Annotated in this window: 11 protein-coding genes; all 11 read right to left on the bottom strand. The window is 72.1% G+C overall.

Going from position 1 to position 16,473, the window contains the following annotated elements; all coding sequences use genetic code 11:
• Positions 1-37: 37 nt before the first annotated feature.
• Positions 38-3,133, bottom strand: coding sequence for a helix-turn-helix transcriptional regulator (locus STRBO_RS0108445; protein ID WP_020114056.1), 3,096 nt, complete (start codon positions 3,131-3,133; stop codon positions 38-40).
• 149 nt (positions 3,134-3,282) lie between these two features.
• Entirely contained in the window at positions 3,283-3,498 is a 216-nt protein-coding gene (locus tag STRBO_RS0108440; RefSeq protein WP_005479991.1) for a hypothetical protein, read from the bottom strand.
• Positions 3,499-3,683: 185 nt separating this feature from the next.
• A complete protein-coding gene (locus tag STRBO_RS0108435; RefSeq protein ID WP_005479993.1) occupies positions 3,684-4,292 on the bottom strand; it encodes a hypothetical protein in 609 nt (202 codons plus the stop codon).
• Positions 4,293-4,327: 35 nt separating this feature from the next.
• Positions 4,328-4,903 carry a GNAT family N-acetyltransferase gene (locus tag STRBO_RS0108430; RefSeq protein ID WP_005479995.1) on the bottom strand — a complete coding sequence of 192 codons (576 nt, stop codon included), beginning with the start codon at positions 4,901-4,903 and terminating at the stop codon, positions 4,328-4,330.
• On the bottom strand, positions 4,881-7,175 hold the full coding sequence (locus STRBO_RS0108425) for an MMPL family transporter (RefSeq protein ID WP_020114055.1): 2,295 nt from the start codon (positions 7,173-7,175) through the stop codon (positions 4,881-4,883). The genes STRBO_RS0108430 and STRBO_RS0108425 overlap by 23 nt, the downstream gene beginning before the upstream one ends.
• Positions 7,176-7,421: 246 nt before the next feature.
• Positions 7,422-8,936 (bottom strand): Asp-tRNA(Asn)/Glu-tRNA(Gln) amidotransferase subunit GatB, encoded by a 1,515-nt coding sequence (gene gatB, locus STRBO_RS0108420; protein WP_005479997.1) that lies wholly within the window; start codon positions 8,934-8,936, stop codon positions 7,422-7,424.
• A 15-nt stretch (positions 8,937-8,951) separates the two neighbouring features.
• Positions 8,952-9,194 carry a hypothetical protein gene (locus tag STRBO_RS0108415; RefSeq protein ID WP_005479998.1) on the bottom strand — a complete coding sequence of 81 codons (243 nt, stop codon included), beginning with the start codon at positions 9,192-9,194 and terminating at the stop codon, positions 8,952-8,954.
• Positions 9,191-10,687, bottom strand: coding sequence for an Asp-tRNA(Asn)/Glu-tRNA(Gln) amidotransferase subunit GatA (gatA, locus tag STRBO_RS0108410; protein ID WP_005479999.1), 1,497 nt, complete (start codon positions 10,685-10,687; stop codon positions 9,191-9,193). The genes STRBO_RS0108415 and gatA overlap by 4 nt, the downstream gene beginning before the upstream one ends.
• A 7-nt stretch (positions 10,688-10,694) precedes the next feature.
• Complete coding sequence (gene gatC, locus STRBO_RS0108405; RefSeq protein ID WP_005480000.1) at positions 10,695-10,991, bottom strand: Asp-tRNA(Asn)/Glu-tRNA(Gln) amidotransferase subunit GatC; 297 nt, start codon at positions 10,989-10,991, stop codon at positions 10,695-10,697.
• Positions 10,992-11,643: 652 nt separating this feature from the next.
• Entirely contained in the window at positions 11,644-14,010 is a 2,367-nt protein-coding gene (locus tag STRBO_RS0108395) for a putative bifunctional diguanylate cyclase/phosphodiesterase (protein ID WP_005480003.1), read from the bottom strand.
• A gap of 228 nt (positions 14,011-14,238) precedes the next feature.
• The gene (gene ligA / locus STRBO_RS0108390; RefSeq protein ID WP_005480005.1) at positions 14,239-16,458 is read right to left on the bottom strand and encodes an NAD-dependent DNA ligase LigA; all 2,220 of its coding nucleotides are present in this window, start codon (positions 16,456-16,458) and stop codon (positions 14,239-14,241) included.
• Positions 16,459-16,473: the final 15 nt, after the last annotated feature.

The raw sequence follows: 16,473 nt of genomic DNA, 5'->3' as shown, positions 1-16,473 counted from the left end.
CTGTCGTACGACGGAGCCTCGGCGGTCCTTCCTTCCATCATCCCGCTGCCAGCCGTTCCCCGGACCCCGCCGGGGACAACCCCACCCGATGGGCCACCGCCGCCGCCTCGCCACGGCCCGAGACGCCCAGTTTGGCCAGGATGTTGGAGACGTGGACGCTGGCCGTCTTCGGGGAGATGAAGAGTTCCTCGGCGATCTGGCGGTTGGTGCGGCCGACGGCCACCAGGCACAGGACGTCGTGTTCACGGCCGGTGAGGCCGAGCGCGGCGACGGGGGCGGCGGGGGCGAGAGCCGGTTCGGGGGCGCGGCTCAGGGTGAGGCGGGCGCGGCGGGCGAGGAGGGCGACCTCGTCGGCGAGCGGGCGGGCGCCGAGGTGGTCGGCGACGGCGGCGGCCAGCCGCAGCAACTCCGTCGCACGGTCCCGGGCCTCGTCGTCCGTGCCGTGGGCCAGCAGCGCCTCGGCGAGACGGTGCCGGACGCGGGCGAGGTCGTAGGGCCGCTCCAGGGGCTCGAAGGCGGTGACGACGTCGGACCAGGTGTCGGGGTCCGTCAGACCCTCGGCGCGCTGGAGTTCGGCGCGGACCCAGTGGTCGTGGGCGTGCCAGATCGGTGCGCCGGTGGTGAGCTTCCTGACCACGGTGAGGATCCGGTCGAGTGTCTCGGCGCGGCCGGGTCCGGCGGCCGGCAGGGCGCGGGCATCGGCCTCGGCGGTGGCGGCGGTGAGCAGCAGGGGCCAGGCGTAGCGCTGGGTGCCGACGGGGAAGCCGGTGTCGAGGACGCGGGCCAGTTCGGCGCGGGCGTCCGGGAGGCGGCCTTCGGCGACGGCGATGCCGAGGGTGAGGCTGGACAGCGGCAGGTTGTTCTGGGGCATGGGGTTGTGGGTGCCGAAGGAGCTGTGGGCGGCGGCCAGTTGGCGCCGGGCCTCGGCGGTGTCGCCGCGGGCGAGGGCGAGGGCGGCGAGGGAGAGGGCGCTGCCGCCGCGGCTCTTGGTGCTGTTCCCGGCGCATCCGGCCTGCACGGCGGCTTCCGTGGCCTCGTCCCACTGGCCGAGGGAGAACAGCGATTCGGAGAGGTTGCCCCAGATCCATGCCTCGGAGTCCCGCAGGCCCATGCGCCGGGTGACGTCGAGTCCGGAGCGCAGCAGGTGCGCGGCCTCCTGTGAGCGGCCGACGCCTTCCAGACAGGACGGGAGGTTCACATGGGCGCGGCCCACGACGGCGGCGGGACCGCGTTCGATCGAGCGCTGGAGGACGGCCTTCATCTCGTCGATGCCGGTCTCGATGTGACCGGCGTCGGCCATCAGGCCGCCGAGGGTGAGGCGGGCGTTGAGTTCGATGTCCTCGGCGCCGACCATGCGGGCGTACTCGACGGCGCGCTGGGCGTCGGAGAGCGCCTCGGGTCCCGGGGCGTGGAGCATGGACCAGCAGGCGACGCGGGAGAGGACCTCGGCGTGCACCTCGGACGGGGGCTGGCCGCGGACCAGTTCCTGGGCGGTGGCGAGTTCCTTCCAGCCGTCGCCCCGGGCCAGGCCCTCGGTCAGCATGGAGCGCTGCACCCAGAACCAGGCGGCGCGCAGGGGGTTGTCCGTGTCCGCCAGCCGGTCGAGTGCCCGCCGGGTGATCCTCAGGGCCCGCTCGCGCTCTCCGCACAGCCGTCCGGCGACGGCGGCCTCGGCCATCAGGTCGAGGTAGCGCAGGGGGTGGGTGCCCGGGGCGCAGCCGCAGGGCGGGTAGACCTCGGTGTGGTCGGCGGGGCGCAGTGCGGCCCGTACGGCGTCGGGGGCGGCGTCCCACAGCTCCATCGCCCGTTCCAACAGGCGCAGTTGCTCGGCGTGGGCGTGCCGGGAGCGGGCCTCGGCCGCGGCGTCGAGGACGGCGGGCAGGGCCTTGGCGGCGTCGTGGGCGTGGTACCAGTAGCTGGCCAGGCGGGTGGCGCGGCCGTCGGCGGGGACGAGCGCGGGGTCGGCTTCCAGGGCCTCGGCGTAGCGGCGGTTGAGGCGGGAGCGTTCGCCGGGCAGCAGGTCGTCGCTGACGGCCTCGCGGACCAGGGAGTGGCGGAAGCGGTAGCCGTCGTCGCCGGGGGCGGCGAGCAGGATGTTGGCGCCGACGGAGGCCCGCAGGGCTTCGATGAGTTCGTCCTCGGGGAGCCGGGCGACGGCCGCGAGCAGGGCGTACTCCACCGTGGAGCCGCCCTCGGCCACGATGCGGGCGATCCGCTGGGCGTCCTCGGGGAGGCGTTCGACGCGGACGAGGAGCAGGTCGCGCAAGGTGTCGGTGAGGCCGGGGCAGCCGCCGCCGTCGTGGGCGGCCGCGGCGAGTTCCTCGACGAAGAAGGCGTTGCCGTCGGAGCGTTCGAAGATCTCGTCGGCGCGGTCCGGGTCGGGTTCGGCGGCGAGGATGCCGGCGAGCTGGTGGCCGACCTCGGCGCGGTTGAAGCGGGGCAGTTCGATGCGGCGGACCGTGCGCAGGCGGTCGAGTTCGGCGAGGAGGGGGCGCAGCGGGTGGCGTCGGTGGATGTCGTCCGAGCGATAGGTGGCGAGGACGACGAGGCGGCCGGTGCGCAGGGTGCGCAAGAGGTAGGAGAGGAGGTGCCGGGTGGAGGCGTCGGCCCAGTGCAGGTCCTCCAGGACGAGGACGATCGTGCGGTCGGCGGCGAGGCGTTCCAGGAGGCGGGCGGTGAGTTCGAAGAGGCGGGCGGTGCCTTCCTCGTCGTGCCGTGTGCGCGGGGTCTCGCCCAACTCGGGCAGCAGCCGGGCCAGTTCCTGTTCCTGTCCGGCGGCCGCGGCGGCGAGTTCGTCGGGCAGCCGGCGGCGCAGGGCACGCAGCGCGGTGGAGAAGGGGGCGAAGGGCAGTCCGTCGGCGCCGATCTCGACGCAGCCGCCGGGCGCGACGACCGCGCCCCCGCGCGCGGCCTCGGCGGCGAACTCCTCGACCAGGCGGGTCTTGCCCACCCCGGCCTCACCGCCGAGCAGCAGCGCCTGCGGCCCGCCCCCGTCTCCCCCGTCTCCCCCGCTCACGGCCGCGCGCGCGGCGCCTTCCCCGGCGCGGGTCAATGCCTCGCGCAACACCTCCAGTTCGTCGGCGCGACCGACGAACACGGGACTGACGGACCTGGTCTCCACATCGCCGAGCATCGCACGACCCTCGGACCCTCCGGCACCGATTATCCGCAGGCCCCCGAGAGCCGGACGGCGGTCGTCCGCCGCCTGTCCGGCTTGTGGGCCGCTGCGCCCGGTGGCCTCGTCCCCGCCGGCGTTCCCGCCCTCGCGGCGCCGCGGCCCGCTCACGCGGCGCGCGGGAAGCGGAGTCGGCGTATCCGTTCTCCGAGTACCGGCCGTTCGCCGTCCGTGTCCCCCTCCCCGGAGGCGGACCTCGCCGCCGTCCCGGAGTCGTGTGCGGCCTCGCGGCGGGCGCGGCGGGCCTCGCGTACCTGGCGGTAGTGCTCCGCCTCGCGGATCATCTCCGCGGACCGGATCTGCTGGAGTTCGTACTCGAACATCTCGTACCCCTGGTGAAGAGTCGGTGTGGGCTCGCTTGCTGCGATGCCTCAACCTTCGTCTCCCAGGCGGGGTGGCCACATCGGGAGAGTTCCGCATCTTGAACGCGCGAGGGGCCTTAGGTCCGTCGTAGGGATGCCTACGACGGACCTAAGGCCCCTCAGAAGCCGGCCTGGCGGAGCGGGCGTCAGGTGCTCGGCAGCGCCAGCAGCAGGTCGGAGTACTTCAGGGCGGCGAGCACCAGCCCGATGACGCCGACCGAGACGCCGGCCCAGGCCACCGACTTGATCCACGGTGCCTGTACCTGGTCGGGGTCACCGAACGCGGGCCGCACCAGCACGACCACGCCGACGAGCAGCGCGAACAGCGCGAAGACGCCGCCCCACAGCGCGGAGGCCTGCCAGGCGTCGCCGTAGACCGCCTGGAGCTGTGTGGCGACGTCGGCGTTCGTCGCGGCCTGCATCTCCAGCTGGCCCGCGATCCCCTCGCGCGCGGAGGCGACCGTGCCGACCCAGCCGCCGGTCAGCGACACCAGGCCCAGCACCACGGACACGATGCCGGCGGCACCCTGTCCCACACCCGGCGTCCTGGCGACGGCCGGCGGGAACTCGTCCTCGAACTCCGCGGCCTCCTCGGAGCCGTCGGCCCCGGCCGTGTCGCCGGTGTCCGTCGCGGCGGCGTGGTCCGCCTCCTTCGCCGCGTCGCCCTTGGTGACGTCGGCCTTCACCGACTCGTCGTCGTTCCTGGCCTCGGCGCCCGTGTCGGCGCCGGTCTCGTCAGTTGTTGTGGTTCCCATACCTCGCACCGTACGAATGTTGTCTGAGAGGTCTCTTAATGATCGCTGTGAGTGCCGCGATCACGTGCCCCGCGCCATTCGGGCGCCAGGACGGACCATATCTCCAGGTCGTGGCGGACACCTCGATGGGGATACCGCTCCCGCTGCACACCGTCCCTGACCATGCCGAGCCGCCGTGCCACGTTCAGGCTCGGTGTGTTGCCGGAGGACGCGATCCATTCGACGCGGTGGATCGCGCGGACGTCGACGGCCCAGTCGATGAGGATCCGCATCGCGCGGGTGACGAGCCCCCGTCCGGTGCCCGCGGGCTCCAGCCAGCAGCCGACCTCGCAGTTGGCGTTCGGCGCGTCGAAGTTGTGGAAGAGGACCCCGCCGACGAGCGCGCCGTCGAGCCAGATGCCGTGCAGGGAGCCGGTGTCGGCGGCGCGCATGTCGGCGTACCGCTGGAGGACGGCACGCGCGCCGTCGGTGTCCGTGGCGCTCTGGCCGAAGGGGACGTAGGTGTTGATGAAGTCCCGCCCCCGTTCCAGGTGCGTGAGGAACTCCTCGGCGTGCCAGGGTTCCAGGGGCCGCAGTTCGGCCCCGTCGTCACCCAGGGATATCGCGTACATCCGGCTGCCGCTCCTTCGCCCGTACGTCCGTCGCGTCGGCGTCCCCCGCCGGTACGTCCCCCGCCAGTACGTCCGCCGCCTCGGCGTCCGTCGCGGCGGCCAGCCTCTCATGGGCGGCGCGGGACTCGGGCGGCTCGATGCTGATGCGGGGCATGCGCCGGTCGAGCCAGCGGGGCAGCCACCAGTTGGCGCCGCCGAGCAGGTGCATGAGGGCGGGGACGAGGAGCGTGCGCAGGACGAAGGCGTCCAGGGCGACGGCGGCGGCGAGCGCGATGCCGAACATCGCGATCACGCGGTCGCCGCTGAGGACGAAGGCGAGGAAGACGGAGATCATGATGACCGCCGCGGAGTTGATCACCCGGCTGGTCTCGGCGAGGCCGACCCGCACCGCGCGCCGGTTGTCGCCGGTCTCCAGCCACTCCTCGTACATCCGGCTGACCAGGAACACCTGGTAGTCCATGGAGAGCCCGAAGAGGACCGAGACCATGATCACGGGGAGGAAGGGCTCGATCGGCCCGGCGCGGCCGAGGCCCAGCAGTTCGCTCCCCCAGCCCCACTGGAAGATCGCGACGACCACACCGAAGGCGGCGGCGACGGCGGCGACGTTCATCGCGGCGGCCTTGAGCGGTATCCCGACGGACCGGAAGGCGAGCAGGAGCAGCAGGCAGCCGAGGCCGATGACGACGCCCACGAACAGGGGCAGCTTGCCGACGATGACGTCCGCGAAGTCGTCGTACCCGGCGGTCACCCCGCCGACGTGCAGATCGAGCGTGGTGCCGGTCTCGGCCCTCGGCAGCACCTCGTCGCGCAGCCGTTCGACGAGGTCGCTGGTCTTCGCCGACTGCGGGGAGGACGTCGGTACGACGGTGAGGTACGCGGTGTCACCGCCGGCGTTGTACGTCACCGGGGTCACCGCGGAGACACCCTCGGTGGTCCTGAGCGTGGTGTCGAGGTTGCCGAGCGCGAGCTTGTCGGCCGCGCCGTCGACCTCGGTGACGAGGGTGAGCGGTCCGTTCACGCCCGGGCCGAAGCCGTCGGCCAGGAGGTCGTAGGCCTGGCGGGTGGTGGTCGCCGCCGGGTCGTTGCCCTGGTCGGAGGTGCCGAGGCGCAGTCCGAGCGTGGGCAGGGCGAGCAGGGTCATGACGACGAGGGCGATCGCGCCGAGCTTCTTGGGGTGCCGCTCCACGAAGGCGGACCAGCGGGCGGCGAAGCCGGTGGGCAGCTCGGGTTCGGGGCCGTGCTCGGCGAGGCGGCGGCGCTCGCGGCGGCTGAGCGCGCGCATGCCGATGAACGACAGCAGGGCCGGCAGCAGCGTCACGGAGGCGGCGACGGTGAGGACGACGGTGAGGGAGGCGGCGATCGCGACGCCGTTGAGGAAGCCGAGCCGCAGGATCAGCATGCCCAGCAGGGCTATGCAGACGGTGGCGCCCGCGAAGACGACGGCCCGCCCGGTCGTCGCGACCGCGTTCCGCGCGGCCTCCTCGACGGACAGGCCCCGTTTCAGCCCCCGGCGGTGCCGGGTCACGATGAACAGCGCGTAGTCGATGCCGACGCCGAGGCCGATCAGGGTGCCCAGCATGGGCGCGAAGTCGGCCACCGTCATCGCGTGCCCGAGCAGCGTGATCCCCGCGTAGGCGGTACCGACACTGACCAGGGCGGTCGCGATCGGCAGCAGGCTGGCGGCGAGCGAGCCGAACGCCAGGAAGAGGACCACGGCGGCGACGAGTACGCCGACGATCTCGGCGAGATGTCCGCCGGAGGCCTCGGTGAGGCCGATCGAGGTGCCGCCCAGTTCCACCTGGAGCCCGGCCCCCTCGGCGCCCTTCGCGGTGTCGACGACGGCCTCGGCCTGCGCCTCGGTCACGTCCTCGGCCGGCCGGTCGAAGGTGACGGTGGCGTACGCCGTACGGCCGTCCTCGCTGATCCGGCCGCCGTCGGCGCCGTCGTACGGGTCGGTGACGCCGACGACGCCCGGCAGGTCGGCGATCGTGTCGAGGGTCTTCGTCATGGTCTGCTCGACAGCGGCGGCCCGCACGCTCGCGGTCCCGTCGCTCGTGTGCCAGACGACGGTGGCACTGTCGCCGCCGACGCCCGGGAAGCCCTCGCTCAGGAGTTCGGTGGCGCGGCTGGACTCGGTTCCGGGGGTCTTGTAGTCGTTGGAGTACGCGCCTCCCGCCACGGCGGCTCCGGCGGCCGTGCCCGCGAAGGCGACAAGCCACAGCAGGACGGCGACAAGGCGGTGCCGGACACACCAACGCGCAAGAGCGGCCACGGATCGTTCTCCTGAGGGGGGAGACTGAGCAATTCCTGGCAACTGTTGCACCACAATGTGATCGTTTGGCCCCTTTGAGGGTCTCCTCACATGGGATGGGAGCCACCTCACAGGACAGATCGCGGCACTCTGTCACCCCGGGTCACCGCCGTGCGCACGCCTGAGGGCGGCCCATCGCAGTGATGTGCCGCCCTCAGGAATGCGCGGGGAGCCGGGGGTCCGTTCACCCGCGGCCCAGCCCTCGACTCAGCCCTCGGAGACGCCCAGCTTCTCCAGGATCAGCTCCTTGACGCGGGCCGCGTCCGCCTGGCCGCGGGTGGCCTTCATGACCGCGCCGACCAGGGCTCCGGCCGCGGCGACCTTGCCGCCGCGGATCTTGTCGGCGATGCCCGGGTTGCCGGCGATGGCCTCCTCGACGGCCGTCGTCAGGGCGCCCTCGTCGGAGACGACCTTCAGACCGCGCTTGTCGACGACCTCGTCCGGGGTGCCTTCGCCCGCGAGGACGCCCTCGATGACCTGGCGTGCCAGCTTGTCGTTCAGATCGCCCTTCGAGACCAGCTCGGTGACGCGGGCGACCTGCTCCGGCGTGATCGCCAGCTCGTCGAGCGGGACACCCGACTCGTTGGCGCTGCGGGCCAGCTCGCCCATCCACCACTTGCGGGCGGAGGCGGCGTCCGCCCCGGCGTCGATGGTGGCGACGATCAGATCCAGCGCGCCGGCGTTGAGGATCGCCTGCATCTCGGTGCCCGAGATGCCCCACTCCCCGAGGAGCCGGTTGCGGCGCACCAGCGGCAGCTCGGGCAGCGCGGCCCGGATCTCCTCGACCCACTCGCGCGAGGGGGCCACCGGCACGAGGTCCGGCTCGGGGAAGTACCGGTAGTCCTCGGCCTCCTCCTTCACCCGGCCCGAGGTCGTGGACCCCGTGTCCTCGTGGAAGTGCCGGGTCTCCTGGATGATCGTCCCGCCGCCGTTCAGGACGGCGGCGTGCCGCTGGATCTCGAAGCGGGCGGCGCGCTCGACGCTGCGCAGCGAGTTCACGTTCTTCGTCTCGGAGCGCGTGCCGAACTTCTCACGGCCGTGCGGGCGCAGCGACAGGTTCACGTCGCAGCGCATCTGGCCCATCTCCATACGGGCCTCCGAGACGCCGAGCGCCTTGATGACCTCGCGCAGCTCACGCACGTACGCCTTGGCGACCTCGGGAGCGCGCTCGCCGGCGCCCTCGATCGGCTTGGTGACGATCTCGATGAGCGGGATGCCCGCGCGGTTGTAGTCGAGCAGCGAGTGCGAGGCGCCGTGGATGCGGCCGGTCGCGCCACCGACGTGCGTCGACTTGCCGGTGTCCTCCTCCATGTGGGCGCGCTCGATCTCCACGCGGAAGGTCTCGCCGTCCTCCAGCTGTACGTCGAGGTAGCCGTTGAAGGCGATCGGCTCGTCGTACTGGGAGGTCTGGAAGTTCTTCGGCATGTCCGGATAGAAGTAGTTCTTCCGGGCGAAGCGGCACCACTCGGCGATCTCGCAGTTCAGCGCGAGACCGATCCTGATCGCCGACTCGACGCCGATCGCGTTGACGACCGGGAGCGCGCCGGGCAGGCCGAGGCAGGTGGGGCAGGTCTGCGTGTTGGCGTCCTGACCGAGTTCGGTGGAACAGCCGCAGAACATCTTCGTCTTGGTGCCGAGTTCGACATGGACCTCAAGGCCCATGACGGGGTCGTACGACGCCAGCGCGTCCTCGTACGACACCAGGTCGGTCGTGGTGGTCACGGTCTTGGTTCCCTCTCAGCCCAGCAGGACGTCGTCGTCGCCCAGCCGCTTCAGTTCGCGGTACAGGATGGCGAGACCGGTGACGATGCCGACGGCGGCCACGGACGCGTCGATCAGCCGGAGCGTGTCCTGCTCGACGCGGGCCTTCTTGATCCGCTTGGCGATGCCCCACGCGCCGAAGGCGGTGGTGGCGATGGACACGTACGTACCGGACTTGGACTTCTGGAAGTCCTTGGCCTTGGACAGTGCGTTGCTCACAGCGACGGAGCCTCCTCGAGAAGCGGGTGCCCCCACTTTTCCACGAAGGCGGCCTCGACGGCGGCGCCGACCTTGTAAAGACGGTCGTCCTTCAGCGCCGGGGCGATGATCTGCAGTCCGACCGGGAGGCCGTCCTCCGGCGCGAGGCCGCAGGGCAGGGACATCGCGGAGTTGCCCGCGAGGTTGGTCGGGATGGTGCAGAGGTCCGCCAGGTACATCGCCATCGGGTCGTCGGCGCGCTCGCCGATCGGGAAGGCGGTGGTGGGCGTGGTCGGCGAGACGATGACGTCGACCTGCTCGAACGACTTCTCGAAGTCCCGCGTGATGAGCGTACGGACCTTCTGGGCGCTGCCGTAGTACGCGTCGTAGTAGCCGGAGCTGAGCGCGTACGTGCCGAGCATGATGCGGCGCTTCACCTCGGGGCCGAAGCCCGCCTCACGGGTGAGGGAGGTGACCGTCTCGGCGGAGTTCGTGCCGTCGTCGCCGGTCCGCAGGCCGTAGCGCAGTCCGTCGAAGCGGGCGAGGTTGCTCGAACACTCGCTCGGTGCGATCAGGTAGTACGCGGCCAGCGCCAGGTCGAACGACGGGCAGTCCAGCTCGACGATCTCGGCGCCCAGCTCCTTCAGCAGCTCGACGGACTCGTCGAAGCGCTGGACGACGCCGGCCTGGTAGCCCTCGCCGCGGAACTGCTTGACGACACCCACGCGCATCCCGGCGACGCTGCCGTTGCGGGCGGCCTCGACGACCGGGGGGACCGGAGCGTCGATGGAGGTGGAGTCGAGCGGGTCGTGACCGGCGATGACCTCGTGCAGGAGCGCCGCGTCCAGGACCGTACGGGCGCAGGGGCCGCCCTGGTCGAGGGAGGAGGAGAAGGCGACCATGCCGTAGCGGGAGACCGCGCCGTACGTCGGCTTCACGCCCACCGTGCCGGTGACGGCGGCCGGCTGGCGGATGGAGCCGCCGGTGTCGGTGCCGATGGCGAGGGGGGCCTGGTAGGAGGCGAGGGAGGCGGAGGAACCGCCGCCGGAACCGCCGGGGATGCGGGTGAGGTCCCAGGGATTGCCGGTCGGGCCGTACGCGCTGTTCTCCGTCGAGGACCCCATGGCGAACTCGTCCATGTTGGTCTTGCCGAGGATGACGACGTCGGCGTCCTTGAGCCGCTTGGTGAGCGTGGCGTCGTACGGCGGGATCCAGCCCTCAAGGATCTTCGAACCGACGGTGGTCGGAATTCCGACCGTCGTGAAGATGTCCTTGAGCGCGAGTGGGACGCCGGCGAGCGGGCCGAGCTTCTCGCCCCTGGCCTTCTTCTCGTCGACGGCGCGGGCCTGGGCGAGGGCGCCCTCACGGTCGACGTGCAGGAAGGCGTGCACCTTCTCGTCGACGGCCTCGATCCGGGCCAGGTGGGCCTCGGTGACCTGCACGGCGGTGAGTTCGCCGGAGGCGATCTTCGCGGCGATCTGGGCCGCGGTGAGCTTGATGATGCTGTCGGTCATGACGTGATCAGTCCTCCCCCAGGATCTGCGGCACCTTGAAACGCTGCTGCTCCTGGGCCGGGGCGGCGGAAAGCGCCTGCTCGGGGGTGAGCGACGGACGGACCTCGTCCGCGCGCATGACGTTCGTCAGCGGCAGCGGGTGCGAGGTCGGTGGTACATCTTGGTCGGCGACCTCGCTGACGCGGGCGACCGCGCCGATGATGTCGTCCAGCTGACCCGCGAAGTGTTCGAGCTCTTCGGGCTTCAGCTCCAGACGCGCCAGCCGGGCGAGGTGGGCGACCTCCTCGCGCGTAATGCCAGGCATGCAGCGATCCTCTGGGGTGAGTGCGAGTGGTTTGGCGCCAATCCTATGGGGCGCGACGGCTTGACCGCGCCGCTGGGCCGGACGCCCAGTAGCTCGGGGGCACTGTAATCGGGCGGGTGCGGGCGCGTGGGGCTTCTCGCGCAGTTCCCCGCGCCCCTGAAAGCCCAGGCCCTGCGGGGCTGGAAAGCGACGGGGCTGCGGCCTGTGGAGCAACGGCTCGCGGACCTGGAAAGTGACGAGTCCGCGGGATGGATGGCGTACAGGGCTGCGCGATGCATGGCGCCGAGACTGCGGATGGACGGCGACGGGGCTGCGCGGCGCGTGACGACGGGGCTGCGGGATGGATGGTGACGGGCCTGCGCGATGCATGGCGACCGGCCTGCGCGTTGCGCGGCGACGGGCCCGTGGCAGGCATGGCGGCCGGCCTGCGCGGCATGGCGACGAGGCTGCGGGATGCGGCGCGACGGGACCGCACCATGAAGGGCGGCGAGGCTGCGGGATCAAGGGCAGACGGGGCTGTGGGATGAAAAGCGTGGGGCGTAGCCCCTGCTTTTCAGGGGCGCGGGGAACTGCGCGAGAAACCCCCACCGGAGCCGCACCCGCCGACGCACCGGAACCCCCGAGCTATGAGGCGCCCCCGCCCGCCCCCTCGTCACTCCTCCGCCGTAGCCGCCGGCAGCGCCGCGCGCGGGCGCCGCTGCCAGCCCCGCGAACCCCGCGCCCGCAACCACGCGGTCGCCTCCTCCGCCGGCATCGCGGCGGCGACCAGCCACCCCTGGACCGCGTCGCACCCGAGGTCCCTCAGCCGCTCCCACGTCTCGTCGTCCTCGACGCCCTCCGCGACGACGAGCAGCCCCAGCGAATGCGCGAGATCGACCGTGCAGCGCACGATCGCCGCGTCCTCGCTGTCGATCGCCAGCCGGGCCACGAACGACCGGTCGATCTTCAGCTCGCTCACCGGCAGCCGCCGCAGATGCACCAGCGACGAATACCCCGTCCCGAAGTCGTCCAGCGACATCTTCACCCCGTGCCCGGTCAGCCCGGCGAGGGTGTCCGCGGCCCGCTGCGGGTCTTCGAGCAGCACATGTTCCGTTATCTCCAGCTGCAACGCCCCGGCGGGAACCCCGTGGCGGGCGAGCCGCGCGGCCACCGCGCCGGCGAAGCCGGGGGTGTGGACGTCGCGCGGGGACACGTTCACCGCCACCGGCACGTGCAGCCCCTGCGCCCGCCACCGCGCCACCTGCCCGAGCGCGGTGTCCAGGACGTACTCCGTCAGGTGCGGCATCAGTCCGGAGGACTCGGCGATCGCTATGAACTCGTCCGGCGGCACCTTCCCCCGTTCGGGGTGCACCCACCGCACCAGCGCCTCCAGACCGGCGACCTGACCGTCGAAGCGGACCTTCGGCTGGTAGTGCAGTTCGACCTCGTGCGCGTCGAGCGCGCGCCGCAGGTCACCCAGCAGACCGAGCCGGTCGGGGGTGTTGGAGTCCCGCTTGGACTCGTAGACCTCCACGCCCGTACGGTCGCGCTTCGCCTGGTACATCGCCACGTCCGCCCGCCGCAGCAGCCCCTCCGCGTCGAGCGCGTGGTCGGGGAAGACGGCGAGCCCGGCACTGGCCTCCAGCACGAGGGTGAGCCCGTCGAGGTCGAGCGGCGAGCCGAGCGCGGCGACGAGGTTGCGGGCGACCCGCGACGCGGACGTCGTGGAGTCGGCGACGGGCAGCAGGACGGCGAACTCGTCACCGCCCAGCCGCGCGGCCTCCGCTCCGCGCGGCAGGGCGACCCGCAGCCGATCCGCTATCTGCAACAGCAACCGGTCGCCCGCGAGATGGCCGAGCGTGTCGTTGACGGACCTGAAGCGGTCTAGGTCGATCAGCAGCAGCGCCGACCGCGCCCCGATGCGTTCGGCGTCGTCCAGCGCGGTCCAGGTCCGCTCCAGCAGCCACTGCCGGTTCGGCAGGCCGGTGAGCGGGTCGCGCAGTTGTTCCTCCGCACGGGCGCGGGCTATCCACAGGGTGGAGTCGAGCGCGATGAGGGGGATGGCGAAGAGCGGCAGCAGCAGGGGCTGGGCCATGGCGACGACGCAGACGAGCGGCGCGATACCGAGCAGCGCGACGGCGACGAGCCCCTGTCTGACCAGGGCCGTACGGGCGACGGTGGGCAGTCCGCCGCGCGGTGCGGCCAGATGCCAGAGCAACATCCGGCTGACCACGAGATAGGCGACGGCGACCAGGGCCACCTGCGGGGCCGAGTAGAGATTCCAGCTGTCCGGGTCCCAGGGCCGCTCCACCGAGGGGACGCGGCCGAAGACCCGCAGGACGAGCGCGGCGGCACCGATGCCGAGGATGTCCACCGCGCCGTGCAGGACGCCCTGGCGCCAGCGGCCCCGGCGGGCGACGCCGACGAGCACGACGACGGTGAGGCTGACCATCCCGGCGGCCACCCAGCCGTACAGCAGCAGGACGGCGAGGGTGAGAGCGGCGCCGGAGCCGGTGCCGCCCCACCAGCGCGCGCGGCCCATGGCGACGAGATGGCCGACGATGATGCCGGTCAGGAGGGCGAGGGACCAGCCGACCGTGCCGGCCGGGAAGAGCGCGTGCGGCCCGACGAAGGCCCGGTAGAAGCCGGCGCCGAGGATGGCACCGGCGAGGCCCACGATCACGCCGGGCAGCGCAGGCCAGGACAGGTGCCGATCGGCGTCGTGACCGGGCAGTTCGTGTCCGCGGCCCTCGCCGAGCGCGCCGGTGACGACGGGCGCCCCGGCCATGGCGGCCGCGGTGCCGGAGCCGAGCTGGGCCGGGCCGGGTACGAGAGGGCGGGGTGCGCTCGCGCTCGCACGGCCCGGCGGCCGTGCCGTACCGGTCCTGGACTCCGCCGCCGTCGCCCGCCCGGGGGCGTCCTCCCGGCTTCCCTCGAACGGGCGTCCTCCCATGAGCAGGGAGCGTCCCCGTCGCCAGGCCCCGGACACCCGGCGCAGGCGCAGCCGCGAGCCCGGGGCGACGCTCTCGGTCGGTTCCATTCCCGTCCCTCTCACAGCCGGCGGTGCCCACGCCACGCGGCCCGTCGCTCGTCTCACGACCTCGACGGCACCGCGTCCGGCAACCCACCACGCGTCCGGGCACGGCAGGCGCACACCTCAACAGTAGGCCGCACAAGGCTTCCACGGGCGGCGGTCGCCGGCGGTTGCCCGAATGCGACCGGCCACCCGTATGCATCTGGTATGCGCCGAACGGGTGGCCTTCAACCCCTACTCCTCGATCGGGAGCGCGACTTCCGCCGCCGCGTCCGGTCCCTGTTCGAGCAGGACGGCGAAGCCGTCCTCGTCCAGGACGGGCACCTTGAGCTGCATCGCCTTGTCGTGCTTGGAGCCCGGATTCTCGCCCACCACGACGAAGGAGGTCTTCTTGGACACCGAGCCGGTCACCTTGGCGCCCCGGCTCTGCAGCGCCTCCTTCGCCCCGTCCCGCGTGTGGTGTTCGAGTGTGCCGGTCACCACGACCGTCAGCCCTTCGAGGGGCCTGGGTCCCTCGTCCTCACCGGCGCCCTTGTCCTCCAGCGGGACACCGGCCGCCTTCCACTTACGGATGATCTCCCGGTGCCATTCTTCGGCGAACCACTCCTCCAGGGCCTTCGCGACGATGGCGCCCACGCCGTCGACCGCCGTGAGTTCCTCCTGCGTGGCCTGCTCGATCCGGTCGATCGAGCGGAACTCGCGGGCGAGGGCCTGGGCGGCGACCGGTCCGACGTGGCGGATGGAGAGCCCGTTGAGGAAGCGGGCGAGCGGACGGCTCTTGGCCTCCTCGATCTTCTGGAGCAGGGCGAGGGTGTTCTTCTTCGGCCCGCCCTCCTTGTTGGCGAAGACCGTGACCACCTTCGGCTCGCCCGTCCCGGGATCGTGCTTGGGCAGACCGCTGTCCGCGTCCAGCACGTACGCCTTGATGGGGAGCAGCTTCTCCACGGTGAGGCCGAAGAGGTCGCCCTCGTCGACCAGGGGCGGGTCGGCCGGCTCCAGGGGCCGGGTGAGCGCGGCGGCGGCGACCCCGCCGAAGTGCTCGATGTCCAGGCACTCCCGGCCCGCCAGATACGCGACGCGCTCCCGCAACTGGGCCGGACAGCTACGGGCGTTGGGGCACCGCAGGTCGATGTCCCCCTCCTTCATCGCGCGCAGCGGGGTCCCGCACTCCGGGCACTCGGTCGGCATCACGAACGGGCGCGTCTCGTTCTCGTCGCGCAGGTCCACGACCGGGCCGAGGATCTCGGGGATGACGTCACCGGCCTTGCGGATGACGACCGTGTCCCCGATGAGGACGTTCTTGGCCTTGACGACCTCCTGGTTGTGCAGGGTGGCGAACTCGACCTCCGAGCCGGCCACGGTCACCGGCTCGACCTGGGCGTACGGCGTGACCCGACCGGTGCGGCCGACACCCACCTTGATGTCGAGGAGCTTGGTGTTGACCTCCTCCGGCGCGTACTTGTACGCGATGGCCCAGCGGGGTGCGCGCGCCGTCGACCCGAGACGTCCCTGCAGCCGGATCTCGTCGAGCTTGACGACCGCGCCGTCGATCTCGTGCGCCACGGAATGGCGGTGCTCGCCGTAGTGGGCGATGAACTCCCGTACGCCGTCGAGGTCGTCGACCACCCGGTTGTGCTCGGCGGTGGGCAGGCCCCAGGACTTGAGGAGGTCGTAGGCCTCCGAGAGGCGCGTGAAGCCGCCGTCGAAACCCTCCAGGGCGCCGATGCCGTGGACCACCATGTGCAGGGGCAGGGTGGCCGTGACCTTGGGGTCCTTCTGGCGCAGCGAACCCGAGGCGGAGTTGCGGGGGTTGGCGTACGGCTTCTCGCCGGCCGCGACCCGGCGTTCGTTGAGGCCCTGGAAGGCTTCCATCGGGAAGTAGACCTCGCCGCGGATCTCGACGAGCCGGGGGACGCGGTCGCCCTTCAGCCGGTGCGGGATCTCGGCGATCGTCATGACGTTCGGGGTGATGTCCTCGCCGACCTCGCCGGTGCCGCGGGTGGCGGCCCGGGTCAGTCTGCCGTCCTCGTACGTCAGGTTCACCGCGAGGCCGTCGATCTTCAGCTCGCACAACAGGTGGTAGTCGGTGGTGCCGACGTCCTTGGCCACGCGCTCGGCCCAGGCGGCGAGGCCCTCGTCGTCGAAGACGTTGTCGAGGGAGAGCATGCGCTCGCGGTGCTCGACCTCGGCGAGATCGGTCTTGTACTCGGCGGCGACCTTCTGCGTCGGTGAGTCCGGGGTGCGCAGTTCGCCGTACTCGTCCTCCAACGCCTCCAAAGTGCGCAGGAGTTCGTCGAACTCCGCGTCGCTGATGACGGGAGCGTCCTGCCCGTAGTACCGGGCGCGGTGCGCCTCGATCTCCTCGGCGAGCCGCGCGTGCTTCTCGCGTGCCTCGGGGGGCACCGTCGCCTCGGCGGGTACCGATGTGGGCTGTGCGTCCTGGTCGCCGGCCACCGTGTTGTCCTCCCG

The organism is Streptomyces bottropensis ATCC 25435, assembly GCF_000383595.1.
Taxonomy (GTDB): Bacteria; Actinomycetota; Actinomycetes; order Streptomycetales; family Streptomycetaceae; genus Streptomyces; species Streptomyces bottropensis.
The sequence above is the reverse complement of the archived record's forward strand: the minus strand, read 5'-3'. Positions and strand labels throughout refer to the sequence as shown.